The 25,530-nt window shown below is 48.9% G+C and carries 28 protein-coding genes and 4 tRNA genes; 21 read left to right on the top strand and 11 right to left on the bottom strand.

The features are described 5' to 3' along the window. Window positions 1–20: 20 nt before the first annotated feature. Window positions 21–242 (bottom strand): YejL family protein, encoded by a 222-nt coding sequence (locus PSI9734_RS02960; RefSeq protein WP_173919609.1) that lies wholly within the window; start codon window positions 240–242, stop codon window positions 21–23. Window positions 243–314: 72 nt separating this feature from the next. Between PSI9734_RS02960 and yejK the strand changes: the two genes are divergently transcribed. Then, window positions 315–1,358, top strand: coding sequence for a nucleoid-associated protein YejK (gene yejK, locus PSI9734_RS02955; protein ID WP_173919608.1), 1,044 nt, complete (start codon window positions 315–317; stop codon window positions 1,356–1,358). Window positions 1,359–1,432: 74 nt separating this feature from the next. On the opposite strand, the gene cspD is transcribed toward yejK, so the two are convergent. After that, entirely contained in the window at window positions 1,433–1,642 is a 210-nt protein-coding gene (cspD, locus tag PSI9734_RS02950) for a cold shock domain-containing protein CspD (RefSeq protein WP_173919607.1), read from the bottom strand. Window positions 1,643–1,874: 232 nt separating this feature from the next. On the opposite strand from cspD, the gene clpS reads away from it, so the two are divergent. Together clpS and clpA are read left to right on the top strand one after the other, a co-directional pair. Next, complete coding sequence (clpS, locus tag PSI9734_RS02945) at window positions 1,875–2,186, top strand: ATP-dependent Clp protease adapter ClpS (protein ID WP_173919970.1); 312 nt, start codon at window positions 1,875–1,877, stop codon at window positions 2,184–2,186. A 44-nt stretch (window positions 2,187–2,230) separates the two neighbouring features. After that, window positions 2,231–4,504 (top strand): ATP-dependent Clp protease ATP-binding subunit ClpA, encoded by a 2,274-nt coding sequence (gene clpA, locus PSI9734_RS02940; RefSeq protein WP_173919606.1) that lies wholly within the window; start codon window positions 2,231–2,233, stop codon window positions 4,502–4,504. 13 nt (window positions 4,505–4,517) lie between these two features. Here the strand turns inward: clpA and infA are convergent, their stop codons facing one another. From infA to ald, 4 genes are all read right to left on the bottom strand, one after another. Next, window positions 4,518–4,736 carry a translation initiation factor IF-1 gene (gene infA, locus PSI9734_RS02935; RefSeq protein WP_008489926.1) on the bottom strand — a complete coding sequence of 73 codons (219 nt, stop codon included), beginning with the start codon at window positions 4,734–4,736 and terminating at the stop codon, window positions 4,518–4,520. 66 nt (window positions 4,737–4,802) lie between these two features. Then, window positions 4,803–5,528, bottom strand: a complete 726-nt coding sequence (gene aat / locus PSI9734_RS02930) for a leucyl/phenylalanyl-tRNA--protein transferase (protein ID WP_173919605.1) — start codon at window positions 5,526–5,528, stop codon at window positions 4,803–4,805. Between the two features lie 14 nt (window positions 5,529–5,542). Continuing rightward, entirely contained in the window at window positions 5,543–6,502 is a 960-nt protein-coding gene (gene trxB / locus PSI9734_RS02925; RefSeq protein ID WP_173919604.1) for a thioredoxin-disulfide reductase, read from the bottom strand. A gap of 136 nt (window positions 6,503–6,638) precedes the next feature. Beyond that, window positions 6,639–7,766 carry an alanine dehydrogenase gene (gene ald / locus PSI9734_RS02920; RefSeq protein ID WP_173919603.1) on the bottom strand — a complete coding sequence of 376 codons (1,128 nt, stop codon included), beginning with the start codon at window positions 7,764–7,766 and terminating at the stop codon, window positions 6,639–6,641. A 144-nt stretch (window positions 7,767–7,910) separates the two neighbouring features. Here ald and lrp point away from each other — a divergent pair, with 144 nt between their 5' ends. The 6 genes from lrp to serS all read left to right on the top strand — a co-directional run bounded on the left by lrp (window position 7,911) and on the right by serS (window position 14,632). Next, window positions 7,911–8,402 carry a leucine-responsive transcriptional regulator Lrp gene (gene lrp / locus PSI9734_RS02915; protein ID WP_173919602.1) on the top strand — a complete coding sequence of 164 codons (492 nt, stop codon included), beginning with the start codon at window positions 7,911–7,913 and terminating at the stop codon, window positions 8,400–8,402. A gap of 131 nt (window positions 8,403–8,533) precedes the next feature. Next, window positions 8,534–10,960 carry a DNA translocase FtsK gene (locus tag PSI9734_RS02910; protein ID WP_173919601.1) on the top strand — a complete coding sequence of 809 codons (2,427 nt, stop codon included), beginning with the start codon at window positions 8,534–8,536 and terminating at the stop codon, window positions 10,958–10,960. Between the two features lie 11 nt (window positions 10,961–10,971). Further along, window positions 10,972–11,610, top strand: a complete 639-nt coding sequence (lolA, locus tag PSI9734_RS02905) for an outer membrane lipoprotein periplasmic chaperone LolA (RefSeq protein ID WP_173919600.1) — start codon at window positions 10,972–10,974, stop codon at window positions 11,608–11,610. An 8-nt stretch (window positions 11,611–11,618) separates the two neighbouring features. Continuing rightward, a complete protein-coding gene (locus tag PSI9734_RS02900; protein ID WP_173919599.1) occupies window positions 11,619–12,956 on the top strand; it encodes a replication-associated recombination protein A in 1,338 nt (445 codons plus the stop codon). Beyond that, window positions 12,940–13,335, top strand: coding sequence for a fluoride efflux transporter CrcB (gene crcB / locus PSI9734_RS02895; RefSeq protein WP_173919598.1), 396 nt, complete (start codon window positions 12,940–12,942; stop codon window positions 13,333–13,335). Before PSI9734_RS02900 ends, crcB begins: the two co-directional genes overlap by 17 nt. 1 nt (window position 13,336) lies before the next feature. Beyond that, entirely contained in the window at window positions 13,337–14,632 is a 1,296-nt protein-coding gene (gene serS, locus PSI9734_RS02890; RefSeq protein ID WP_173919597.1) for a serine--tRNA ligase, read from the top strand. On the opposite strand, the gene PSI9734_RS02885 is transcribed toward serS, so the two are convergent. Genes PSI9734_RS02885 through PSI9734_RS02865 form a run of 5 tightly spaced genes read right to left on the bottom strand, consistent with a single transcriptional unit; the run spans window position 14,629 to window position 16,726 of the window. Continuing rightward, window positions 14,629–14,958 (bottom strand): TusE/DsrC/DsvC family sulfur relay protein, encoded by a 330-nt coding sequence (locus PSI9734_RS02885; RefSeq protein WP_173919596.1) that lies wholly within the window; start codon window positions 14,956–14,958, stop codon window positions 14,629–14,631. The two genes, serS and PSI9734_RS02885, sit on opposite strands and share 4 nt — an antisense overlap. Before the next feature lie 20 nt (window positions 14,959–14,978). Beyond that, window positions 14,979–15,317: a hypothetical protein gene (locus PSI9734_RS02880; RefSeq protein ID WP_173919595.1), complete on the bottom strand. Its 339-nt coding sequence runs from the start codon at window positions 15,315–15,317 to the stop codon at window positions 14,979–14,981. 3 nt (window positions 15,318–15,320) lie between these two features. Continuing rightward, window positions 15,321–15,668: a DsrE family protein gene (locus tag PSI9734_RS02875; RefSeq protein WP_173919594.1), complete on the bottom strand. Its 348-nt coding sequence runs from the start codon at window positions 15,666–15,668 to the stop codon at window positions 15,321–15,323. Between the two features lie 11 nt (window positions 15,669–15,679). Continuing rightward, window positions 15,680–16,045, bottom strand: a complete 366-nt coding sequence (locus PSI9734_RS02870) for a DsrE family protein (RefSeq protein WP_246194695.1) — start codon at window positions 16,043–16,045, stop codon at window positions 15,680–15,682. 6 nt (window positions 16,046–16,051) lie between these two features. Next, entirely contained in the window at window positions 16,052–16,726 is a 675-nt protein-coding gene (locus tag PSI9734_RS02865; protein ID WP_173919593.1) for a Bax inhibitor-1/YccA family protein, read from the bottom strand. Window positions 16,727–16,923: 197 nt separating this feature from the next. On the opposite strand from PSI9734_RS02865, the gene PSI9734_RS02860 reads away from it, so the two are divergent. From PSI9734_RS02860 to PSI9734_RS02805, 12 genes are all read left to right on the top strand, one after another. Beyond that, a tRNA-Ser gene (locus tag PSI9734_RS02860) sits at window positions 16,924–17,015 on the top strand. Between the two features lie 105 nt (window positions 17,016–17,120). Beyond that, window positions 17,121–17,912, top strand: coding sequence for a thioesterase family protein (locus PSI9734_RS02855; RefSeq protein WP_173919592.1), 792 nt, complete (start codon window positions 17,121–17,123; stop codon window positions 17,910–17,912). Between the two features lie 172 nt (window positions 17,913–18,084). Further along, a complete protein-coding gene (locus PSI9734_RS02850; protein WP_173919591.1) occupies window positions 18,085–18,771 on the top strand; it encodes a LuxR C-terminal-related transcriptional regulator in 687 nt (228 codons plus the stop codon). Continuing rightward, the gene (gene uvrC, locus PSI9734_RS02845; RefSeq protein ID WP_173919590.1) at window positions 18,746–20,617 is read left to right on the top strand and encodes an excinuclease ABC subunit UvrC; all 1,872 of its coding nucleotides are present in this window, start codon (window positions 18,746–18,748) and stop codon (window positions 20,615–20,617) included. The genes PSI9734_RS02850 and uvrC overlap by 26 nt, the downstream gene beginning before the upstream one ends. 16 nt (window positions 20,618–20,633) lie before the next feature. Further along, a complete protein-coding gene (gene pgsA / locus PSI9734_RS02840) occupies window positions 20,634–21,182 on the top strand; it encodes a CDP-diacylglycerol--glycerol-3-phosphate 3-phosphatidyltransferase (RefSeq protein WP_173919589.1) in 549 nt (182 codons plus the stop codon). Window positions 21,183–21,261: 79 nt separating this feature from the next. Next, a tRNA-Gly gene (locus tag PSI9734_RS02835) sits at window positions 21,262–21,337 on the top strand. Window positions 21,338–21,345: 8 nt separating this feature from the next. Continuing rightward, a tRNA-Cys gene (locus PSI9734_RS02830) sits at window positions 21,346–21,419 on the top strand. 29 nt (window positions 21,420–21,448) lie between these two features. After that, a tRNA-Leu gene (locus tag PSI9734_RS02825) sits at window positions 21,449–21,535 on the top strand. Between the two features lie 342 nt (window positions 21,536–21,877). Further along, window positions 21,878–22,906: a hypothetical protein gene (locus tag PSI9734_RS02820; protein WP_173919588.1), complete on the top strand. Its 1,029-nt coding sequence runs from the start codon at window positions 21,878–21,880 to the stop codon at window positions 22,904–22,906. Between the two features lie 116 nt (window positions 22,907–23,022). Further along, a complete protein-coding gene (locus tag PSI9734_RS02815; RefSeq protein ID WP_173919587.1) occupies window positions 23,023–23,310 on the top strand; it encodes a hypothetical protein in 288 nt (95 codons plus the stop codon). A 48-nt stretch (window positions 23,311–23,358) separates the two neighbouring features. Beyond that, on the top strand, window positions 23,359–23,952 hold the full coding sequence (locus tag PSI9734_RS02810; RefSeq protein ID WP_173919586.1) for a CBS domain-containing protein: 594 nt from the start codon (window positions 23,359–23,361) through the stop codon (window positions 23,950–23,952). Window positions 23,953–24,033: 81 nt separating this feature from the next. Continuing rightward, complete coding sequence (locus tag PSI9734_RS02805; protein WP_217420754.1) at window positions 24,034–25,524, top strand: FMN-binding glutamate synthase family protein; 1,491 nt, start codon at window positions 24,034–24,036, stop codon at window positions 25,522–25,524. Window positions 25,525–25,530: the final 6 nt, after the last annotated feature.

Here is a 25,530-nt window from a genome sequence, read left to right as displayed (position 1 = left end):
CTTGGTTGTTAGGCACTTATTTATGCCGACTTTCCTAACGATTGTAGCAGTACTTTACCAAATTGTTCAGCAACTTGATGCGCTTGTTCAGGTGAGTAATGCTCGGCGATGATGTGCGTGACGGCGTTGCCTAAGGTCATCAGTGCTAAATCAACCGGGGTTTCTTCACTTTGCAGCGTTTCAAGAACGTCATTAAGTAGCTTCTCTTGTTGTTCGACGGCATATTTTGAAACGATTGGCATCGAAATTTTTCCTCTCATGTTAGAATGAGCGCAATCTTACCACAGGGATTGCAGAAGGACAGTAATAGCACCATGCAAGCAGACGTTCAGCACAGCATTATTCACCAGTTTTACACCAATGATGGGCAAATTGGCTTAAGAGTGGCGCCAAGTACTCTGGCAATTAACGACGAAGTGGGATTGTTACTTGAAGAGTTAACCGACGTGTATCAAGCGAAGCCAAGTAAAGGTTACGCCCGCTTTTTAACCGCTGACGACGAGCAAGAAGCAACCCTCAAGAGTGATTTCCCCGAACTACTCGAAGGGTGGCGGCAACAGCGCGTTGAGTTTGTCGACTTCTCGCAACAAGCGGCCAAATTGCTACATCAGCAGTTGCAGCACTATGGCATTCTTGAGCCTGGGTTTTTGCTCATTGCAGCTTACAGTGAACGCGGCCAAGACTTTTTAGTTGTGGCGTTTTTGCCAAGCCAAGACGGTGTCACTATTGCTGCCGACTTAAGCGTAGACCGCTCATCTCAGTTAGCGATCTCCAAGGTACAGCTCGCAGCATCCATTAATTTAACCGAATGGCATGAAGAGCCTGACTCAACCACCTTTATCTCATTCATTAAAGGGCGAGCAGGGCGTAAAGTTTCTGACTTTTTCCTCGATTTTCTTGGGTGTGCCGAAGGCTTAAACCCGAAGAAACAGTCGCAGCAGTTGATTGAAAGTGTGTCGCGCTATGCTCAGGAAGAGCAATTAGAAGCGGATGAAGCGCGCCAACTTCGCAAGTCTGTGTACGAGATCTGTGACAACCAATGGCAACAAGGCGAGCCCGTGCGTGTCAAAGACTTGTCTGAACAATTGCACGATAGCATGCCGCGCGAACGGAGCTTCGCTGACTTCAATCAAAGCCAAGAAGAGCGCGCGTTAGTTGATGAGTTCCCAACTGATCGAACGACGTTACGCAAACTAGTGAAGTTTCAGGGTCAAGGCGGTGGTTTGAGTGTCGCGTTCGATCAAGATTTATTGAGTGAGCGCGTCGAGTATGATCCGCATAGCGATAAGTTAACGATTCACGGCACGCCTCCTAACTTACGAGATCAACTGCGCCGTTATTTCGGTATTGATAGTTAATGTGGTTTTAGCGTAAGTAGAAGACATAAAAAACGCCAGCAGTTGCTGGCGTTTTAGTCACCTTAGGCAGACGCTTAGCCTTGCACAGGTGTTATATTCGTTGCGTGCAAACCTTTAGGACCTTCCTCGAGTTGAAACTCAACGTCTTGTCCTGCTTTTAAGGTGCGATAGCCTTCCATTTCAATCGTTGAGTAATGCGCGAAGATATCACCTTCACGATCCTCTGCTTCAATAAAACCAAAACCTTTGGAGTTATTGAACCATTTCACTTTACCGGTTGCCATACTTCTACTTCCTTTATTCTGCATTTACTATTTAGTTATTGTTAGAATGACGCTAGCAACAGAGCCATTGAAAAAGCCGATTGTTAACGCCATGTTTTACTCTAGGTGAGTTCTGTACAGAGTCAAGTCGAAATTTGATTATTTAATAGGCAATCGAACCCATTATTTAAATTAGGGTGAGCGAAATCCTAGATTTGTGGCTATATATAGGTAATGAGACGTTATGAGTAGTATGGACCAACATCAGCAGGGCGCAGTGCACGATCGCGAACGCGAGAAGCAAAAGCTGCAGCCACCGCCCATGTATAAGGTCGTCGTCAATAATGACGACTACACCCCAATGGACTTCGTGATTGAGGTGCTGATTAAATTTTTTAGAATGGATCAAGAGCGAGCGACAGATACGATGCTTACGATTCATTATAAGGGCCAAGCAGTGTGTGGGGTCTATTCTGCGGAAGTAGCGGAGACCAAAGTAGTGCAAGTTAACCAGTACGCACGTGAACACGAGCATCCGTTGCTGTGTACCATGGAAAAAGCTTAATCAAGTTGATGCGTAGTTGTCTGGCGTAGTCGAGGAGTGCTTACATGCTAAATAAAGCGTTAGAAATTACCTTAAACGATGCGTTTCGCATCGCCCGGGATCGGCGTCATGAGCTGATGACGGTGGAACATTTGTTGTTGGCGCTACTTGATAACCCTGAAGCCGCCGAAGCACTGCGTGCTTGCGGGTTGGAGTTTACCAAGCTTAAACAAGAGCTGTTGGCGTATATTGACCGAAGTACGCCAACCTTTGATACCGAAACCTCTGAAAGTGATACCCAGCCGACCTTAGGTTTTCAGCGTGTTTTACAACGCGCGGTGTTTCATGTGCAGTCGTCGGGAAATAGCGAAGTGACCGGCGCCAACGTGCTGGTGGCTATCTTCAGTGAGCAAGAATCTCATGCCGTATTTTTACTTAACAAACATGATGTGACGCGCCTTGATCTTGTGCATTTCCTTTCTCACGGGTTGTCGAAAGTTGATGAACCTGTGATACGCCCCGAGGGCGATGAGAGTGATGCACACGATAGTAGCAGTGAGGAACAGCAGAGTTACTTAAAGCGTTTTTGTACCAACCTTAACGCACGCGCTCGGCTTGGCTTAATTGATCCGCTCATTGGCCGAGATGCTGAACTTGAGCGAGCCATTCAAGTACTGTGTCGGCGCCGCAAGAATAACCCGTTACTGGTTGGTGAAGCTGGGGTCGGCAAAACCGCAATTGCTGAGGGCCTAGCCTATCGCATTGTGCATGATGATGTGCCTGATGTGATGAAAGAAGCGACCTTATTTTCCCTCGATATGGGGAGTCTACTTGCGGGTACCAAATACCGCGGTGATTTCGAAAAACGCTTCAAACAATTATTGAAAGAAGTACAAGCTCACGACAACGCAATTTTGTTTATTGATGAAATTCATACCATTGTCGGCGCGGGTGCAGCCAGTGGTGGGGTGTTAGACGCTTCGAACTTACTTAAGCCATTGCTAAGTAGTGGTGAGCTCAAGTGTATCGGCTCAACCACCTACAGTGAGTTTAAGAACATTTTTGAAAAAGACCGGGCCTTGGTGCGACGTTTTCAGAAAATTGATATTAACGAGCCCACTGTGGATGACACCACTAAGATCTTAATGGGGTTAAAAGAACGCTATGAAGAGCATCATGGTATTCGTTATACCCAGAATGCCATTCGTGCCGCGGCCGAGCTGTCAGCGCGTTACATTAACGAGCGGCACTTGCCAGACAAAGCGATCGATGTGATTGATGAAGCGGGTGCTGGGCAGCGTTTATTAGCGCCATCGCGCCGGAAAAAGACCGTGGGCGTTGGCGACATCGAACAGATCATTTCGAAAATTGCGCGCATCCCTGAACAGAGCGTGTCTCGCTCTGATCAACAGATCCTTAAACAGATGGACCGCAACCTCAAATTGGTAGTGTTTGGGCAAGACCAAGCCATTGACCAGTTGACAGCCGCCATTCGGTTGTCGCGCTCAGGCTTAAATGATGAACACAAACCAATTGGCTCGTTCTTGTTTGCCGGACCAACGGGGGTCGGTAAAACCGAAGTGACGCAGCAATTAGCGAAGGCCTTAGGGATTGAGTTCCAGCGTTTCGACATGTCCGAGTACATGGAACGCCATGCCGTCAGTCGTCTGATTGGTGCACCGCCAGGATACGTCGGCTATGAGCAAGGTGGCTTGCTAACCGAGGCTGTGATCAAACATCCACACTCGGTGGTGTTGCTTGATGAAATTGAGAAAGCGCACAGTGATATCTACAATATTCTGCTGCAAGTGATGGACCACGGCACGCTCACCGACAATAACGGCCGCAAAGCCGATTTTCGGAACGTGATTTTAGTCATGACCACAAACGCAGGGGTGCAAGAAACGGTGCGGCAGTCGATTGGCTTTAAACAACAAGATCATGCACCGGACGCGATGGTCGAGATCAACCGTACCTTTAGCCCGGAGTTTCGTAACCGCTTAGACGGTCTGGTGTGGTTTAATCACCTAAGCCCTGAGGTGATAGCGCAGGTCGTTGATAAGTTCGTTACCGAGCTGCAGGCACAGCTTGATCGCAAACAGGTAAGCTTAGAGCTTGATGAAGCAGCGTATCTATGGCTCGCTGAAAAAGGCTACGATAAAGCGATGGGGGCACGACCTATGGCTCGAGTGATTCAGGAGCACCTGAAAAAGCCATTAGCCAATGAGATCTTGTTTGGTAAGCTCACCAACGGCGGCGATGTCCGAGTGTCGGTCGCCAAAGATGCCTTGAAGCTAAAAGTAGAGGAACGTGAAGCCCGCAGTTCAACCACGGGCTAACGGGCGGCTGCGTTTAGCGCGCGCGGAAGACAATGCGACCTTTGGTTAGGTCGTAAGGCGTCAATTGCACAGTGACTGTATCACCCGTAAGGATACGGATGTAGTGCTTACGCATTTTACCGGAAATATGTGCCGTCACCACGTGACCGTTCTCTAATTCAACGCGGAACATGGTGTTCGGCAGGGTATCCAGAACCGTGCCTTGCATTTCAATACTGTCTTCTTTTGCCATTCAAATCCTCGATTCTTCAGTTAAAAAGGTATGCTCTAGAAAAAGTGGTCAGAATTTTAGCTGTTTTCAGCGACAATTGCCACTTGATTTGTGCGACAGCTGCCGCGACTGCCAAAAATTACCGGGTAAAACGGCTTTGTCTTGCTGCGTAGTGCGCAATAAATGCAGGAACTGTTGGCGCGGTATTTCATGCATGCCGAGCCGACTTAGATGCGGATTAGCAACCTGAGCATCAAGCATTTCGCCTCCAGCACCGAAAAAATGCTGCGCAAACACAAAGAGTGCGAGTTTCGATGCATTGGTTTGACGATGAAACATGCTTTCGCCACAAAAAACCGTGCCAATAGCAACACCGTACATACCGCCGACCAAGGTTTTATCTTGCCAAACTTCCACCGAGTGAGCGTGTCCGAGTTGGTGTAGGCGATTAAATGCAGCCTCAAGCTCAGGGGTGATCCACGTGCCTTCCGCGCCTTGCTCATGAATGTCTGCGCAAGCTGCGATAACCTGCGAAAAGTCGCTATTGAGTGTCACTTGTAGTTCGGTGCGTTGCCGAAATCGCTTCATTGAGCGGCTTTCATGCATACTTTCAGGGGTGAATACGGCGCGCGGATCGGGGCTCCACCATAACGGCGGTGTATCGTCGGAAAACCAAGGGAAAATGCCATTACGGTAGGCGTTAATAAGGCGATCGGGATGTAGGTCACCACCGATCGCCAGTAAACCATTAGGATCACGCAACGCCAACTCTGGTCGCGGAAAGCTATGGTCGTTCGCGGTTAAGCGAAACACCTAAATGCTGTCGCTTAGGCTTTGGTTAAAGCGTCAAGGTAACGCTCGGCATCGAGAGCGGCCATGCAGCCGGTGCCCGCTGACGTTATCGCTTGACGGTAAACATGGTCCATTACGTCGCCCGCGGCAAATACGCCAGGCACACTGGTTGCCGTGGCATTACCGTTGAGCCCAGACTGAACCACGATATAGCCGTCTTGCATTTCTAACTGGTCGGCAAAAATACCGGTGTTTGGCTGATGGCCGATGGCAATAAAGCAGCCCATAACCTCAAGCTCAGAAAAACTACCGTTTTGCGTATCTTTAATGCGTACGCCGTTAACGCCAGCGTCATCGCCTAACACTTCATCGAGGGTTTTGTTTAGATGTAAAGTGACGTTGCCATTGGCTGCTTTATCCATTAACCGGTCGACCAGGATTTTCTCTGCTCGGAATTCTTCGCGGCGATGAATCACGTGTACTTCACTGGCGATATTCGCCAAGTAGAGCGCTTCTTCAACGGCCGTATTACCGCCACCGACCACGCAGACTTTTTGGTTACGATAGAAAAAGCCATCGCAGGTTGCACACGCAGAAACACCTTTACCCATGAAGGCTTCTTCAGAGTCTAAGCCTAAATATTTCGCCGATGCGCCCGTTGAGATAACAACAGAATCGGCGGTGTATTCGTGGCTATCGCCAAATAACCGGAATGGCTTGGTTGAGAAGTCGACCTTATTGATATGGTCAAAAACGATTTCCGTATTAAATTTTTCAGCATGTTGCTGCATGCGGACCATTAAATCAGGCCCGGTTAAACCTTCGGCGTCGCCCGGCCAGTTTTCAACGTCGGTCGTGGTGGTCAACTGACCCCCTTGCTGCATTCCGGTGACCATCACAGGGTCGAGGTTGGCTCGAGCGGCATAGACTGCTGCGGTATAACCAGCGGGGCCTGAACCAAGAATGAGAAGGCGGCAATGTTTGGCGTCTGCCATAATCAATGTACTCCGTTTGTCTTTAATTTAGTTTTTGTCATTTGTTCATACATAGGGGCGATTGTATGAATTACAACGGGCACAAACAAGAGACCCGCAAACAAAGTGCGGGTCTCAAAGGCTCGAAGAGGTGATATTAGCTGCGAATTGCTTCGGCAGGGTCTTGATAATCGAGGCCTAACTTCTCGCCTAGGTCGTCATGCACAGCTTTATAGGTGATTTTACCTTTGTGCATATTCAGGCCACGGCGTAAGTGTTCATTGTTTTCCATGGCCGCTAAACCGTGATTCGCAAGGGCAATACCAAAAGGCAGTGTCGCGTTGTTTAGGGCAATGGTTGAAGTGCGAGCTACGCCACCTGGCATGTTGGCAACACAATAGTGCACAACATCATCAACGACGTAAGTTGGTTCTTGGTGTGTGGTCGCTTTAGAGGTTTCGAAACAACCACCTTGGTCGATTGCAACGTCAACCACAACGCTACCAGGCTTCATGTTGGCCAAGTGCTTACGGGTGATCAGTTTAGGTGCTGCGGCACCTGGAATTAACACGGCACCGATGACTAAGTCAGCTTCGCGAGAGAATTTGTCAATGGCATCGACTGTCGAGTAAATGGTTTTAACGCGGCCTTGGAAAAGGTCGTCCAACTGGCGTAGGCGTGGTAATGAACGGTCAAGAATGGTGACTTCTGCGCCCAGGCCAACGGCCATTTTTGCTGCTTGCGTGCCAACAACGCCGCCACCGATAACCAATACCTTTCCAGGTTCAACGCCAGGAACGCCGCCTAAAAGAACGCCGCTACCGCCATTTACTTTTTCAAGGTTGTGCGCACCGGCTTGTACCGACATACGCCCGGCAACTTCGCTCATAGGTGCTAATAATGGCAAGCCGCCCGCTGCATCAGTTACGGTTTCATAAGCGATAGCGCTCACGCCTGCTTTCGCCAACAACTCAGTTTGCGTAGGATCGGGCGCCAAGTGCAAGTAGGTGTACAAGATCTGGCCTTCACGTAACTGCATACATTCGTTTGGCTGCGGTTCTTTTACCTTCACAATCATATCGGCTTTGGCGAAAATCTCGGCTGGGTCCGCAACGATGGTAGCTCCTGCGAGCTCATAATCTTCGTTGGTAAAACCGATTGCCGCACCACCGTTATTTTCCACCATTACATCGTGGCCATTGGCAACATACTCACGCACTGCAGCAGGCGTAAGACCAATACGGTATTCATGGTTTTTAATTTCTTTAGGTACACCAATTAACATGGACTGCTTCCCATCTAAGTTGTCGGTTAAACATATCAATTTACGGCGGCAATTATAGGCTAACTAGGGGGTTGGTTTCGTACTTTTTTTTAATGGTTTTTCCGTCTATAATGAAGCCAATTAAAGCAATTATAGTGAAAAACAATGTTTACAGCCGAAGAACCCGTTGGAATCACTATTGACAGAATCGATAGGAAAATATTGCGCTTGTTGCAGCATGAAGGGCGCTTGAGCAACGTTGCTATGGCCCGTCGGGTGGGGCTTAGCGCGACGGCTTGCAGTGAGCGCGTGCGCAAGTTAGAAAAAGAGGGTGTTATCGAGGGCTACCATGCGCGTATTAATGCGGCTAAATTAGGTGCAAGCCTCATGGTTTTCGTCGAAATCACCCTTACTCGTACGTCATCTGACGCTTTTGCTGAGTTTAGTGAGGCGGTGCGCAAAACGCCAGAGATCTTAGAGTGCCATTTAGTCGCGGGTGACTTTGATTTCCTGATTAAGGCGCGGGTACCTGACATGCCTTCGTATCGGAAACTATTAGGTGAAACCTTGTTGATGATGCCAGGGGTCAATGAATCGCGTACCTACGTGGTAATGGAAGAAATTAAAGACGACAACAAAGTTCTGATAAAAGGTTAGCAAAGACACGGTAAAACAGCTGAATCTATTGCGCTGACAAGCTACACTAGCAGAACAAATAAGAATAAACGCTAACAGGGAACAACAATGAGAGACATGGCAGTGGTGGCACAACAACCGCAGGTAACGTCATGAGCGGTGCACAACGCGTACTCGAAGTGGGGCTCATTTTATGTGGGGCTTTCGCTATTTTTCTGTTTCTGGCATTGGTCAGTTTTAACCCAGCGGATCCAAGTTGGTCGCAAACCGGTTATCAAGGCGCCATCGAAAACGCCGCCGGTGCGATAGGGGCGTGGTTTGCTGATGCATTGTTATTCTCGTTCGGTTTTGTTGCCTATGTGATCCCCTTTGGCTTAGCGGGGTTGGGCTATGTGATGTTCCGTCAGCCACACCGCTTGATTGAGCTCGATTACTTAGCGTTGGGCTTGCGCCTGATTGGCTTGATTTTGACGTTAGTGGGAGCCTCAGCTTTAGCGTCGTTAAATTTTTCTGAGTTGTACTCATTTTCAGCGGGTGGGGTCGTAGGTGACGTCATTAGTAGCTCGTTGTTGCCCTATTTCAATTTAATTGGCACCACCTTACTGCTATTAACCTTTCTGTGTACGGGGCTAACCTTGGTGACCGGGGTGTCATGGGTGTGGCTTGCCGATCAACTTGGCGAATGGACCATTCGTGGCACCCAGTGGCTCGTTCAGCAAAGCAAACATCTGCTAGCAACCCTGCGCAGCAAAAGCCAAGAAAAGGCCGAGCAACCACGCAAAGATAAAAAGAAACGTCGCAGAGTTAAAAGCAAACCGCAACCAACGAGTGATGATGAAAGTGTTGAGGCACTGTTTGAACGCCAAGAACCCGAACTGGACCTAGATATTACCCTCACCACCGACGATGCCGAGGCTGAACCTGATCTAGGCCTATTTGGTGCAGCGGAAAAGAAATCAATGAAAATAGCCCGCAACGAAACTTCAGAGCCCGACGCGCCCGAGCCGGAAGTGTCAGACTCTGTGGCTGAGGGCGGTGATGCTGCATCAGGTGCAGACGATAGCGAGGCCAAAGCGGTGCCGCTCGATCCTTTACCGTCGATTGCGCTGTTAGATAAACCGGCAAAAACTGGCGACCCACTGACACCCGCCGAGTTAGAGCAAATCAGCCAAACCGTAGAAGCGGTGCTGCAAGACTTTGGCGTCGAAGTAAAAGTCGCTAATGTGCAACCCGGGCCAGTTATTACAAGATTCGAGCTGGACCTCGCGCCCGGTGTAAAAGTTTCTAAGATCTCTAACCTCGATAAAGATATTGCGCGTTCATTGTCTGCCATCTCGGTGCGAGTGGTTGAAGTCATTCCTGGCAAATCGTATGTCGGCCTTGAATTGCCTAACAAAAGCCGTGAAACAGTATTCTTCAGTGATGTGATTAGTTGTGATGCGTTCCAACAGACCGCGTCGCCGTTGACGATGGTGCTTGGTAAGGGCATTTCAGGTCAGCCGGTGATTGTTGACCTGGCAAAAATGCCTCACTTGCTAGTGGCCGGTACGACCGGTTCTGGTAAGTCGGTCGGTGTGAACGTGATGATTTTGAGCCTGCTTTATAAGAGCACGCCTGAGCAAGTGCGGTTAATTATGATTGACCCGAAAATGCTCGAATTATCCGTCTATGAAGGTATTCCACACCTGCTGACAGAGGTGGTCACCGACATGAAGGACGCCGCCAATGCTCTGCGTTGGTGTGTGGGTGAAATGGAGCGTCGCTATAAATTAATGTCGGCCTTGGGAGTACGTAACTTAAAAGGTTATAACGCGAAGGTTGAAGAAGCCCAAGCCGCGGGCGAGCCGCTGCGTGATCCGTTATGGAAGCCGGGCGATTCGATGGATGAAATGCCACCGTTACTGGAAACCGTGCCAAGTATCGTGGTGGTGATTGATGAGTTTGCCGATATGATGATGATTGTCGGCAAAAAGGTGGAAGAACTGATTGCACGCATCGCGCAAAAAGCTCGGGCGGCAGGTATCCATTTGATTCTAGCAACCCAGCGCCCGTCAGTTGATGTTATCACTGGCTTAATTAAAGCCAACATTCCGACCCGTATTGCATTTCAGGTGCAATCAAAAATCGACTCCAGAACGATTCTTGATCAACCTGGTGCTGATCAGTTGTTAGGCCAAGGTGATATGCTTTACCTACCGCCTGGCAGCGGAGTGCCGACTCGTGTGCACGGTGCCTTTGTTGATGACCATGAAGTACATGCGGTGGTTGCTGATTGGAAGCGCCGCGGCAAGCCTAACTACCTAGAGGAAATCCTCAGCGGTGATCAAAGTGAGGAAGCATTGCTACCAGGCGAAAGTATGGGCGATGACGATGCCGAGAGTGACCCCCTGTATGATGAGGCTGTGGCATTTATTACCGAAACGCAACGGGTTTCGGTGTCGAGTGTACAGCGCAAATTCAGAATTGGTTACAATAGAGCCGCGCGTATTGTTGAACAAATGGAGCTCAGTGGTGTCGTTAGTAGTGCGTCTGGCAACGGCCAGCGCGAGGTGCTTGCACCACGCCCACCACGTGACTAAGGATTAGCAAAATGAACGCATTGAAAACGATGTTACAGGCGGCGAGCCTTGCCAGTGCTGCGAGCTTAGTGTTTATGCCAGTGGCATGGGCTGACGCGAAACAAGACCTGCAAGACCGCTTGGCGCCAATAAGCACCTTACAAGCAGACTTCGTACAACAGGTGATTGACCCGCAAGGTGAACTGGTACAAGAACTGCAAGGTGAATTAGCGTTAGCGCGGCCAAATAAATTCTTCTGGCAGAGCGATGCTCCCGATGAGCTGGTATTGATTGCCGACGGAACCAGCCTTTACTATTACGACCCGTTCGTGGAGCAGGTCACGATTAATGACCAACAGGCATCGAGCGCGCAAAGTCCATTTTTGTTATTGCTTGATGGTGAAGCAAATGCATGGGCTGATTACCAAGTATCGGCTGAAGCAAACAGTTATCAATTAAGCCCTGTGGCTGGAGCAGCGAGCCAACAACGGCTACAGATCAGTTTTGCCGATGATCAGTTAAACGCGCTTGTGCTTGATGATGGCCAGGGCCAATTAACCCGTATTGAGTTATCTAATGTTGTGATCAATACGGCCTTACCTGCCAGTACCTTCAAATTTGAGGTGCCTGCGGGGAGTGCGGTTGATGACCAACGTGGTGCAGTGGAGTAGAGCTAGCTTTGAGCAACCAGAGTTTTGATTTTGCCCCCGACTTTCGACCCTTAGCAGCGCGCATGCGTCCGCTAACTTTAGATGACTATGCAGGGCAGAGTCATTTATTGGGGCAGGGTAAGCCGTTGCGTGAGGCTATTTTGCAAGGGCAACTCCACTCGATGATCTTGTGGGGCCCGCCAGGCACCGGAAAAACCACCTTAGCTGAAATTATCGCGCGTACGGGCACCGCAGCATTGGAACGCATCAGCGCGGTTACCTCGGGGGTTAAAGACATTCGTGAGGCCATTGCCAAAGCGAAAAACAACCAGCAACAGGGCCAACGCACACTGTTGTTTGTCGATGAAGTGCACCGCTTTAATAAAAGCCAACAAGACGCCTTTCTGCCGCATATTGAAGATGGCACCATCATCTTTGTCGGCGCAACCACCGAAAATCCTGCCTTTGAATTAAATGGCGCACTGTTGTCGCGTGCCCGCGTCTATCGGCTCAAGTCATTAGCGGCGGACGACCTCAAGGGGTTGCTTGAGAAAGCCTTTAGCGACCATGAATTGGGCTTAGGCAAGCGCCAGTTACAAGTCACCAACGAAGCAAAAGATTATTTACTCGATATTGCCGGTGGCGATGCCCGCCGTTTACTCAACTCGATCGAGATCTGTGCTGATACGGTGAATGACGGCGCAACTATCGACCGACCGTTGGTGATTGAAGCGATTGGTGGGCGTCAAGCTGGCTTCGATAAGCAGGGCGACATCTATTACGACTTGCTATCGGCGTTACACAAATCGGTACGTGGTTCATCAGCCGACGGCGCGTTGTATTGGTACGCGCGCATTTTGCAAGGCGGTGGTGATCCTCTTATCGCCGCGCGACGGTTGCTAGCCTTAGCGTCGGAAGACATAGGTACGGCGGATCCACGCGCATTGCAATATGCCATCAACGCCTGGGACACATTTCACCGAGTAGGCCCTGCTGAGGGCGAGCGCGCGATTGCACAAGCGCTGGTCTATTGTGCGTTAGCGCCCAAAAGCAATGCCCTGTACCAAGCCTTTAATGCGGCAAAAAAACTGGCTGCAGAAGACCCCGATGCGCCGGTTCCGAATCATTTACGCAATGCGCCCACCAAAGTACATAAACAAGAAGGGTTTGGCGCTGACTACCGGTATGCCCACGATTTCCCGCAAGCGATTGTGCCTGGTGAACGTTACTTGCCGACGCGCTTGGGGCACCCTGACCTGTATCAACCAAGTGAACGAGGTCTCGAGAGACAGTTGAAGGCCAAACTTGATTGGTTGCGCGACAATGATAAACAAAGCCCCTGGCAGCGAGATGACGATGTTAGTTAATGGCTTTTATATTGCGTTAGGAGGCGCGCTTGGCGCACTCGCACGCTACGGAGTTACCTTAGCAAGCCTAGCTATTTTCGGTAGATCATTCCCTTTCGGCACACTTATCGTTAACATAGTAGGCTCTTTTTTATTGGCTATTTTATTCCTCGGACATCAACAAGGTGTAGTCACTGCACAAACATGGTTGTTGGTCGGAGTAGGAGTGCTTGGAGCATTCACCACGTTTTCAGCTTTTTCCCTTGATGTAGTGTTGTTACTACAAGCGGGAGAAACGCTTAAGGCACTAGCCTATGCCTGTTTAAATTTTGTCTGTTGTATCGCCGCAGTCGCCATTGTACTGGGGCTTAAAACTTATTTTTTATCGATTTGGAATTAGCATGTTAGACGCCAAGTTATTTCGTAGTGAACTCGCCGAAACCGCAGAACGCCTTGCCGTGACCCGTAATTTTCAGCTAGACGTTGCAAAATTAGAACAACTTGAACAGCAACGTAAAGACCTGCAAGTACGCACTGAAACTTTGCAGGCCGAGCGTAACTCCCGTTCTAAGGCCATTGGCAAAGCGAAAGCCCAAGGCGAAGATATTAAGCCATTGCTTGCTGCGGTCGATGATCTTGGACAGCAATTAGATCAAGCAAAAGCCGATTTAAGTGATGTTCAAAATCAACTGCACACTATTATTTCAGGTGTTCCGAACCTGCCAGATAGTGCCGTACCTTTAGGTAAAGACGAAGACGAAAATCAAGAAATTAGCCGTTGGGGTGAGCCCAAGGAATTCGATTTCGAACCGTTAGACCATGTTGATGTAGGCGAGAAGCTCGCCAAAGGTATGGACTTTGAACGCGGTGCTAAACTTGCAGGAGCTCGTTTTGTGGTACTGCAGGGTGGCATAGCGCAGCTACACCGTGCGTTGGCGCAGTTTATGTTGAACCTACATGTCAACGAGCATGGCTACACTGAGGCTTATGTGCCTTACTTAGTGAATCATGACACGCTCTACGGCACCGGCCAATTACCCAAGTTTGGTGAAGACTTATTCCATGTGCAGGGTGCAACGGAGCAACAAGTGCCGTTATCGCTAATTCCAACGGCGGAAGTACCGTTAACGAACTTATGGCGTGACGAGATTGCCGATGAAGAGCAATTACCATTGCAGTATGCAGCGCATACGCCGTGCTTTCGAAGCGAGGCCGGCTCTCATGGACGTGATACCCGAGGCCTTATTCGTCAGCATCAGTTCGACAAGGTTGAGCTGGTGTGGCTGGTCAAGCCAGAACATTCAATGGACACCCTTGAAACCCTTACCGAAAATGCTGAGCGGGTGCTGCAATTACTTGAGCTACCTTATCGTAAGGTACTGCTGTGTACCGGCGACATGGGCTTTGGCGCCTGTAAAACCTATGATTTAGAAGTGTGGTTACCGACGCAAAATACCTACCGGGAAATTAGCTCGTGCTCGAACATGGGTGACTTCCAGGCACGCCGTATGCAAGCGCGGTTCCGTCGTAAAGGTGCTAAAAAACCTGAACTCATGCACACGTTAAATGGCTCAGGTTTGGCCGTAGGTCGAGCATTAGTGGCGGTATTAGAAAACTATCAACAAGCCGATGGCTCGGTGACTATTCCAAAGGTGCTACAGCCGTACATGGGCGGCAAAACTGAATTAAAGGTCTAGATGCACTTGGCTGGTTTAGGCAGCCCGGCAATACGGGTTGCCTGCTTTGCCGGGCCTTTTGGAAACAGACGATACAAATAGATACTTTTTGCTTTGTCCGCGCCTAAGCGTTGTCCGATAGCTTTGACTAAGACTCGCATCGCCGGACTGGTGTCAAATTCTTGATAAAAGTCACGCACAAAGTGCACCACTTCCCAATGCGCATCGCTCAGTTCAATACCTTCAAGCTGCGCAATGTACACTGCTAGTTCCGGGCTCCATTCGTCAAAATTGGCCAAGTATTCATGCTTGTCAGTTGCGTACTGGCGGCCGTTGAAGTCAAACATTGGTGATTTTTATCCTAGCGTTAAGCGAAGTGGGTCACTAATTGTGATTGCAGGGTAAGCTCTACCCAACTGGCGTCATTCAGCTGCATCACAAAGGCAGGAAAGGGCGCATCGGTATAGCTGTCGAGGTGCTCGCGTAAGTGCTCAATCTCAGATTGCAGCGCATAGCAGGTGTACGGAAACTCAAGCAGCGCGTCGAGCTCTAGCCAGAGCTTCTGTAACGCCGCCTCAGTTAATAAAAGTATTACTTGCGAGGTCTGCGTTGCTTGTTGCAGCAAGGCTTTGTCATGAGCCGCTAAGGGCCATTGACGAACATAAAACACCGTCTGCTCAGTCACGGGGGTGTCAGCATCAAGCATTGTTTAAAACCTCATCACTTTAGTGCTTTGGCTAAGTGAGGCGAGTAGTTCTGCGCGACTGATAATACGGACGTCGCTAACAAAATCATCGCTACTCAAGCCGTGCTCAAGCAGATCTTCCTCAATCACCAAAGGTGCTGGGCAATCGTATAACCCTAATAAGCCATAGCGCTTTTGTAGCGAGCGCTGCTCGCGGGTTACGTCTTTGCCGCGTTGCAGTTGCGCAAGGGCGTCACCCAGTAAGACCAATTGCGGGTTTAGTTCTAAGCTTGCCAGTGCTAACAGCATATCTTGCCCGTGCCAGGTGGCTGTTGCGCTTGGTGCTTGAGTTTGCATGATAAAAGTTATCATTACTGCCCCTATTAAAATTGCACCAGCCGTTCGGCCTTGGCTACGGCGGCACTAAACTCAGTAAGTCCACCAAGCTTAAAGGCCGCATCGAGCTGTTCAGCTTGCAGCTGATAATCACTTTCCACCACGGTGCTACACACGACTAAATCGAAGCCATGCTCACGACTTAATTGAGCCCACTCGGCGGCAATGGGCGATAACTGTTGCTGACTATCAACACGCGCGTGGAGTACGCCTGCTTGGTAGAAAAAGACTTGCTGCAATTGGTGGCCTAACGCAAGCGCAGCCTGCGCGTATCGAAACGCTAACAGGCTGCGAGTTGAGCTTTTGGGCTCGTTTGAGGGTGCGGCATGCACCGCAATAACTAAATCAGTCACGGCAAATTAATCGTCGCCGCTAAAGGCCATTAGAATGTTCAGCAAGCTGACGAAGATGTTGTAGATAGAAACATACAGCGTCACAGTTGCTAACACGTAGTTGCGCTCACCGCCATGAATAATGGCACTGGTTTGCATCAAGATGGCGCCTGCTGAGAACAAGATAAACAAGCCTGAAAGCGCTAAGCCTAGCATCGGCATGTTTAAGAATAGGTTGGCGACAAATAACGCAATTAACACGAAGAAGCCTGCAACCATCATGCCACCTAAAAAGGACATGTCTTTCTTGGTGGTAAGTACATAGGCCGACAATGCAAAGAAAATTAATGCTGTGCCGCCAAGTGCGGTCATAATAATTTCAACGCCTTGCGGACCGATGGCACTGATCATGCCTAAGATAGGGCCTAAGGTGTAGCCCATGAAACCGGTCAATGCGAATACCGATAATAAGCCCATGCTGCTGTTTGCAGTTTTATGAACTAAAAACAATAAGCCATAAAAACCTACCAGCGTAATAATCAAGCCTGGACGTGGTAAGCCCATACTTGCTGACAAAAATGCAGTGAAGGCACTGAAAGCAAGTGTTAAGCCTAGTAACATATAGGTGTTACGTAGAACTTTGTTGGTCTGTAATACCGATTCGCCACGTTGTGTGGTTGACGCGTGAACTTGGTTGTTCATTTTCTTCTCCGATAAATAAATAACTGTGCTCAGTGTATCTCAAAAGTGGGGGTGAGTCGCAATGCTTTCAAGTGAATTTTGTTGCTAATTGTATAAAATGACAGCAAACGAACCAGAAGATTAAAATTTTTACTTTACAAGCGAGCTAGGGCTCTTTATCATTCGCTTCGTCTTGAGGCACACAGCCTTTCGACACCGGAGAGATGGCAGAGTTCGGTTGAATGCACCTGACTTGAAATCAGGCGTGGGTTCATACCCACCGGGGGTTCGAATCCCTCTCTCTCCGCCAAATTATCGAAAGCCCGCTAACGTGTTAGCGGGCTTTTTTGTTGCCCCCTTCCCGATCTGGTCTTACCTGTTTATACTAAGCTCAAATTCATCTGCAGAGATCCCTATGCAAAGTTTTGACGCTATTCTTCAACAAATTACCCCAGAGGCAGAACAAAGCCTGGACCTGCCGGAAGGCTGGGGCCAGGGGAGAGCGCTATTTGGTGGTATTACCGCCGCCATCGCCTGGCAACATGCCGCAGCAGGCGCAGCTTCTGATCAGCAGCTACGCTCGATGACGGTGTCTTTTGTGGCACCCGTACTGGCAGGCTCAGCCCAACTGAAGCGACGCATTTTACGCCGAGGTAAAAACGTGACTCAGGTGGCTGTCGATATCGTACAACAGGAAGCAGTGGTGTTGTCGGCGTTACTGAGCTACGGTCGCGCTCGACCGTCTGCCATACAAGTAACCGATACGCCAAATCCCGATGAAAAGTCATTAGCTCAGGGCCAACGCTTTCCTGAGGGCCCGTTAGTACCCGAGTTTACCCGGGCGTTCGATTACCGTGTAACGATTGGCGGCTTACCCTTTTGCGGCAGCAAGAGTCGCGAGTTCGGTGGCTATATGCGCTTCCGAGAGCTCGATGCCCCGATCACCGCCGGCCTTTTGCTAGGACTGGTCGATGCTTGGCCACCTGCCTTGCTGACGCATTTAACCGAGCTAACACCTGCGAGCTCGTTAACCTGGACCATTGAGTTTCCAACGACATTACCTCAGCGTTCTTCGCATGATTGGTGGCATTACGTTGCCACCATTGATTATGCCGCCGACGGTTATGGTCATACCCATGCCCATATTTGGGATGAAAGCGGCGAATTAGTCGCTATTAGTCGCCAGACTGTCACGGTTTTTGGCTGAACCTATTGCAGGGGTCAATTGACCCCTTTTTTGTAAGCAGCTAAGTAAATTAACAAATTTCTTCAATTTCATATTGCGCAATAGCTTAGGTCGGGGCATACCTTTCTTTGCACTAAAATTGGTTTAGTGCGGGGTCCGAACTTTTTCGGAACTATGGGATAAGGAAACTCACATGACACAGTTCATTGTGGCAGTCCCTTCGGAGCTTATTAGCCAGGGTATGACCAACGTCCTGGCGTCTATGGAATCGCAGTTTAATGTTGTCGCGATTGTGTTCAATCATCAGCAACTGCGTGAGGCGATTCAAGCTTCACCTTATGCAACCGTTATTCTAGGCACTAGCCTATGTGGTGACGGTACCATCGAAATCTGGCGTCGTTTACAGCGGCGCTACTGTGATATCCAGCTACTCTTGTGGGCCACACGCTTCCAAGATGTGTTAGATTTCCAGTGCAATGTCGAGCGAGTTGATGGCTTTCTTCTTGCCTCAGCGACCTTAGCGGAATTCCAGCAAGCTTGTATTTCGTTAAGCCGCGGTCGCATGTATGTCGCAGCAAGTGTGGCAGAGTATTTAGCGAAAAACCCAGCACGACAAAAACAAACCGAGCTATTAAGCTGCTTGAGTAAACGAGAGGTTCAAGTGGCGCAGATGATCGGGCAGGGCAAGCGGGTTGCAGAGATTTCTCGCTTACTTAACATCAGTAGTAAAACAGTAAATACCTTTCGTTACCGGATCTTTGATAAACTGCAGTTATCCGGTGACGTTGCCTTAACTCATTTGACCATACAAATGGGGCTCGTCGAAATTGAACCAAAGGTGCCTATTGTTTTAGATGAAGAAGTCGCAGGAGTTATTTGACGCAAAAGAGTTTTTGCGAAGTCTGACTCATCAGCCAGGCGTATACCGCATGTATGATGAGTCGGGCGATATTATTTATGTTGGCAAGGCGAAAGACCTACGCAAGCGTGTGAGCAGCTACTTTCGTGCTCAAGTAGATAGCCCTAAAACGCAAACGCTGGTTAAGCAAATTGCCAATATCGAGGTCACGGTTACCAATACCGAAGCTGAAGCACTGATCTTAGAAAATAATTTTATAAAAAAATATCGGCCGCGCTACAACGTCCTATTGCGCGACGATAAATCGTATCCCTATATCTTGGTCAGTGATCATCAACACCCACGCTTGGCGTTTCATCGCGGCACAAGGCGCGAGAAGGGCCGCTATTTTGGTCCATTTCCGAATGGCGTGGCGGTGCGTAATAGCTTGCGCTTGCTACAAAAATTATTCCCCGTGCGGCAATGTGACGATTCCTATTACCGTGCACGTAGCCGGCCGTGTCTGCAATATCAGTTAAAGCGTTGTCTGGCACCTTGTGTGAAAGGCTATTGCAGCGACGAGGAATATAACGAACAAGTAGAACTGGCAACCTCGTTCTTACAAGGCAAAAACCAAGAAGTGATTGATCGCTTGGTGAACAAAATGGAAGTCGCCAGTGGCGACCTCGAATTTGAACGCGCTGCGGGCTACCGTGATCAAATTGGCGCCTTGCGGCAAATTCAAGAGCGCAACGCAGTCACCGGTAATCAGCAAGAGCTGGATGTTATCGGTTATGCGCGTCAAGGTGGTATCGCCGCGGTGCATTTACTGTTTATTCGCGATGGCGCAGTGCAGGGCAGTCGTAGCTATTTTCCAAAGGTGCCGGCGCGCACCGAAGACAGTGAAGTACTACTGGCGTTTTTATTGCAATTTTACCTAAACGATCAAGTGGAACGGCGGTTACCTAAAGAGATTATTTTGCCCGAGCAAAATGACGCCACGGTGTTAGATCCTGAGCAAGAACTTGCGACATTAGAGCAAGCCTTAGCGCAACAGTTACGTATGACCCATAATGTGCGTGGTGAGCGTAAACAATACCAAGTATTGGCGCAAAAGAATGCGCTCAATGCGCTAGAGAGCAAGTCACATCAAGCCAGTACCATGATGATGCGCACGCAAGCTTTAGAGCAAGTGCTGGACTTTGGTCGCCCGATAACCCGCATGGAATGTTTCGATATTAGTCATACCATGGGGCAAGAGACCGTCGCATCCTGTGTGGTGTTTGATCAACAAGGGCCCAAAAAGAGTGACTACCGGCGTTACAATATTAAGGGAATTACCCCCGGTGACGATTATGCGGCCATGGCCCAAGCACTCAAGCGACGATTTGACCCAGTAAAAAATGCTAAAGTTGATGCCGCACCGATGCCAGATATTCTGTTTATTGACGGTGGTAAAGGCCAGCTAAGCCAAGCAGAAGACTACTTCGCTGATTGGGCGAGTAACGCCGACAAAGCGGCGCCATTGCTAATTGGGGTGGCCAAAGGAGAGTCGCGCAAGCCCGGTCTTGAGACCTTGATTCTGGCCGGCAGCCACGCCACTATTCCGCTAGCGGCGGATGCACCGGCGCTGCACTTAGTACAACATATCCGCGATGAATCTCATCGATTCGCCATTACCGGTCACCGGCAGCGCCGCGCAAAGGTACGACGTACCTCTCGGCTAGAAGATATTCCAGGCGTTGGCGCAAAGCGCAGACAACGTTTGCTACAAAATCTAGGTGGATTACAACAGGTAAAACAGGCTAGTATTGACCAACTCGCAGCAGTACCTGGTGTTAGCCGAGATCTGGCCGAAACCATTTACCACGCATTTCGTGACGAATAGAGGAACAACAGCTCGCATGTGGAATCTTCCCAACCTGCTCACCAGTTTTAGAATACTTTTAATACCGGTATTCCTTGGTATTTATTATTTACCAGGTAGCGATGCACATTTCTGGGCGGCATTTGTCTTCGCACTAGCCGCAATTACCGACGCCCTTGATGGTTATGTCGCACGTAAACTTAATCAATTTACCAAGTTCGGCGCATTTCTCGACCCAGTGGCCGATAAAGTGATGGTTGCAGCCTCGTTAGTGGTCGTCGTGCAGACTTATGCCGTGTGGTGGATCAGTATTCCTGCCTTAGCGATTATCAGCCGCGAGCTGGTGGTATCGGCGCTGCGGGAGTGGATGGCGCAAATCGGTCGCCAAGAACATGTTAAAGTTTCGAACCTCGGTAAAATCAAAACCACAGCGCAAATGGTGGCGATTGGCGGCTTGATATGGGAAGCCAATACCTTTGTGGTGGTGACTGCAACCATTCTGTTATACGTGGCTTTTGTTTTAACGTTGTGGTCGATGTGGGAATATTTGCGCGCCGCTTGGTCAGATTTAAGCCAAGTGGATTAAAAATGAGCAAACGAACAGGTTAATGGCAAAAAATCGTTGACCTTGCCGAAATAGGCAGTAGAATGCGTCGGCACTGGATGCGGGAATAGCTCAGCTGGTAGAGCACAACCTTGCCAAGGTTGGGGTCGCGAGTTCGAATCTCGTTTCCCGCTCCAAATTCGATGGCGGGATGGCAGAATGGCTATGCAGCGGATTGCAAATCCGTGGATCTCGGTTCGACTCCGGGTCCCGCCTCCATCGAATCGAATACCTCAGGTAATAGATGTGCCCGGGTGGTGAAATTGGTAGACACAAGGGATTTAAAATCCCTCGCTGGTAACAGCGTGCCGGTTCAAGTCCGGCCCCGGGCACCACTTCCTTAATATCATTTGTAAATTTTTCACGTTCATTCGTTAATCCCAAAATAAATCTAAGCTACTTAAGCCGGCCAACGCAATGTTCGAGCACTTCGGCTATTTTCGTCTACCTCTCCCCCAATCAGTTATTCCAAAACCTTGTTAATCCAGCTATTCTTCCGGGCGATCGGTCGCCTCGTGGCGGTACCATGGGACCCATAAGTAGAAAATCTAACAAGGAGGTCAATAACGACAAGTGCAAGTCAGTGTCAGCTAGAAAAACAACAACAGGGTTGAGGCAAGCAACAACGATTTGCTTTAACGACTTCCTATTAATAATTCCTATATTAAGGATCTAGTGTGGATTTTTTTGGTTATGTTTTTTCGCAACCTATTCAATTAGGGTTTGATATTGCCACATCATTAACGATTATTGGTTCACTAAGTTACTTTGTGTTCTCGATGCGGCGCAAGGCCAAAGAGGAGCGAATTCAGCGCTTCGATAAGCAAGTAAGAGCGGTTGCCGCTGATCAGCTCCGCGTATCTTTGGGTAAACTCAGCGACTTATTTATTGGCTCAGTGATCGAGTCTTCAGAGAGTTTCAAGCGGGCGTTTGGTTTGTCGTCGCAGAGCGACTTAGAACGTGAGACAAGACGGCTCCAAATGGAAGGGCAGACGGAGTTAAGTATCGAGCGTCTAGAAAGTGCCAATGATGCAATTGGTAAGTTCTATGAAGAGTTGCACAAGGAAAAATACAACATTATTCCGGTGATTGACTCGATTGAAGACAATTCCGAGTTGGTTGAGCAATTTAATGTTCAGTTATCAAAGATCAGTGAAGCTTTTAATAATCAAAATAACTCGACACGCGCGTTGCTGCATGAGCTAAGACAGTTAGCCGCAGACATTAAGGCGATGAATAACGAGCTTAATTGTGACACTTTCGAAGACTTCCATAAAAGAACCCAGGAAGAGGGTGTCTTCGACACGCTGATGGAGAAGGCGAGTCGTGTTTTTTATGATGACGACTACCTTTACTGGACGAAGACCTTTGTGTCTGATGGCAAAGAAAGCGGTTTTGAACACGCTGTTAGAAGCACCTCTTCATTGCGCGAAATGGATGAAGAAAATCGATCGATATTTATTCAGTCTTGCGCATTCTTAATTTCAAAGTTGCTTGAAAACAAAGAAAATATTTATGCTCAAGTTTTCTTCGAGGCTTCGCGAAAGCAGTCAGAGTCAAACAAAGCATGTAAAGATGTACTGATTAACTTGAGCGCGATATTGAAGTATTTATTGAAGTCGGATACCGATACAACGTCGTTGTTTGCGATTGTCGAGTGTTATAAAAACGAAAACTATTTCGACCTCGAGTCAGCTATCCGTTAAGCAAATCGTTGTCGTGGGGTGGCACTGGTCCGGTACATGTTGCTGGTAATGGCGACTTGAAACCGTCATGCAGTGCCACCATACTTGTATTAGTTTAGGTCAAAATTAGGTTCACAGTGTTTATTCGTCTGCTGTTATTGATCACAGTTTTTAGTGTCGGTACATCTTCGGCTGTAGCGCACGAACCTGTTGCTGAGAATGACTGCCAGACACTGGAAAATGTGAACCAAGCGGCACTTTATGTCGCCAACGATGAACATGACAGCGATGATAATGCCTGTTTAACAACGTCACCTGCGACAAGCCAGCCTGCAGTCGCTGTGTTCCATTCGTTAGTTTTAACAGCTCCGCGAGCCTCGCTCATACGCACAGCGGATGCTCGAGCACCCCCCAGCCTCACTTAATTTTCGTTCTTCATTTAGTTTTCAATTAACGATATTAAGGGGCTTATTATGTCCGAATTTCATAGTTTGGCGTGGAAAAACGCCGCTCACTCAGTACGCTTACCAACGGCGCCATCACTTACCACAGCGCAACTTGATTGGCACGCGCCCGCGCTTGAAGTGGTGGAAGACTTTACTCGTAACCCACCGTTAGTGATTAAAGGCTCTGGGCGTTTACCCGATGTCGAGCAGTGTTTTGACCGCTCTGCTGCACGCTATGCGTGTGTAGTGGATGAGTCAGCAACCGTTACCGGCGTGCTTATGGCGCGTGACCTGCATAGTCGCCACAGTGGCTCGTTATGTAGTTTGTTACAGTTACCTTGGAGCCAAATAGAGGCACGGTTTCTGATGCAACCACTGAACCGGATGCCTATGTTGACACGTAACCAATTGGACCATGCTCGCATTGGCGATATTTGCGCGACCATGCAAACCGCGGGACGTGATTTTGTAATGGTCACCGAAAACGACACCGTGATGGGCTGTATTGCGTCGTTGAAAATATTAGAGCGAACCGGGGAATCGGTTCGTTTGTATCCGAAAGCCACCAGTTTTGCCGATGTATTCAATGCGTTGAAACATCCCGAGATAAGTGACGGTTAGTCTTGTTGCAACGCCCACAGCCCTGTACATTAGGTAAAGCTAAACTGATCCTGAGGTAGTGATATGACTGAAAATCCATGGATGAATAGTGGAACCTTGCTTATTGTTGCGCAGTGGCTGCTGGGCTTGTTTGTATTACTTCTAATCGGCGGGATCATCTCGGTGGTGGTGATGTACATCATCGATCGAACGCAAACCAAACATACGATTCGCCGCAACTTTCCGGTGATGGGGCGTTTCCGTTATCTATTCGAGAGTTTAGGTGAATTTTTTCGGCAGTACTTCTTCGCCATGGATCGAGAAGAAATGCCATTTAATCGTGCGCAACGTAGCTGGGTGTACCGAGCGGCTAAAAATGCCGATCGAAACTTGGCATTTGGCTCAACCCGCGATCTTACTAAAACCGGGACCATTATTTTCGCCAATGCGCCGTACCCACGCCTAACCGAAGAAAAAACCCAGCCGGAACCGGTCGAGATCGGTCCTTATTGCAAGCAACCCTATGCCCCTGTGTCGTATTTTCATATTTCAGGGATGAGCTATGGTGCGTTGTCTCCCGTGGCTGTACAGGCCTTATCACGAGGCGCAAAAATTGCCGGTTGCTGGATGAATACGGGTGAGGGCGGGCTTAGTCCGTATCATCTTGAAGGTGGCGCTGACATTGTTTTTCAAATTGGTACCGCGAAATATGGTGTACGTACCAAAGACGGCGGTTTAAACGAAATGCGCCTGCAGGAGTTGGGCGAAAACAAACTAATAAAAATGTTTGAGCTTAAGCTAAGCCAGGGTGCTAAGCCTGGTAAAGGTGGCATTTTGCCAGGCCTGAAAGTGAATAAAGAAATTGCGGAAATCCGGGGGATTCCAGAAGGAGAAGACTCCATTAGCCCGAATCGTCATCCAGAAATTAAATGCGATGACGATCTGCTCGATATGATTGAAAAAATTCGTAGCATTACTGGAAAACCCACAGGCATTAAGTTTGTGATGGGCGATCCTGACTGGATAGATGAGCTGATCGATTGTATTAAGAAGCGCGGTGAAGAGTATGCACCTGATTTTATTACGCTCGACAGCGCTGATGGCGGTACCGGCTCAGCACCGCAGCCACTGATGGACTATGTCGGCTTAAAGCTCACTGAGAGCCTACCTATTTTGATTGATAAGTTAAGGGCTGCAGGGCTTAAAGACCGGATTCGAATTATCGCGTCGGGAAAAATGATATCGCCTTCAGATGTAGCTTGGGCAATAGCCATGGGCGCCGATTTTATTGTTTCAGCGCGTGGCTTTATGTTTTCGATTGGCTGTATTCAAGCGATGCAATGCAATAAAAATACCTGTCCTACAGGTGTCACAACCCATGATAAGAAATTACAAAAAGGCCTGAACCCGAAAGATAAATGTGAGCGGGTGGCAAACTATCATAAATATCTTGAGTACGGCGTGAATATTATCGCCCACTCGTGCGGAGTGTCGGATCCACGACAACTCAACCGGCGTCATGCACGTATTATTCAAGCAACGGGTGAGAGTGTCAGTCTGGCTGAACGCTATCCGCCACAAGCGCCCAGGTAACAAGCT

Origin of the sequence: Pseudidiomarina piscicola (assembly GCF_902806985.1) — a bacterium.
Lineage (GTDB): Bacteria > Pseudomonadota > Gammaproteobacteria > Enterobacterales > Alteromonadaceae > Pseudidiomarina > Pseudidiomarina piscicola.
Note: the sequence above shows the minus strand (reverse complement) of the source record. Positions and strands in the feature narration are given on the sequence as shown.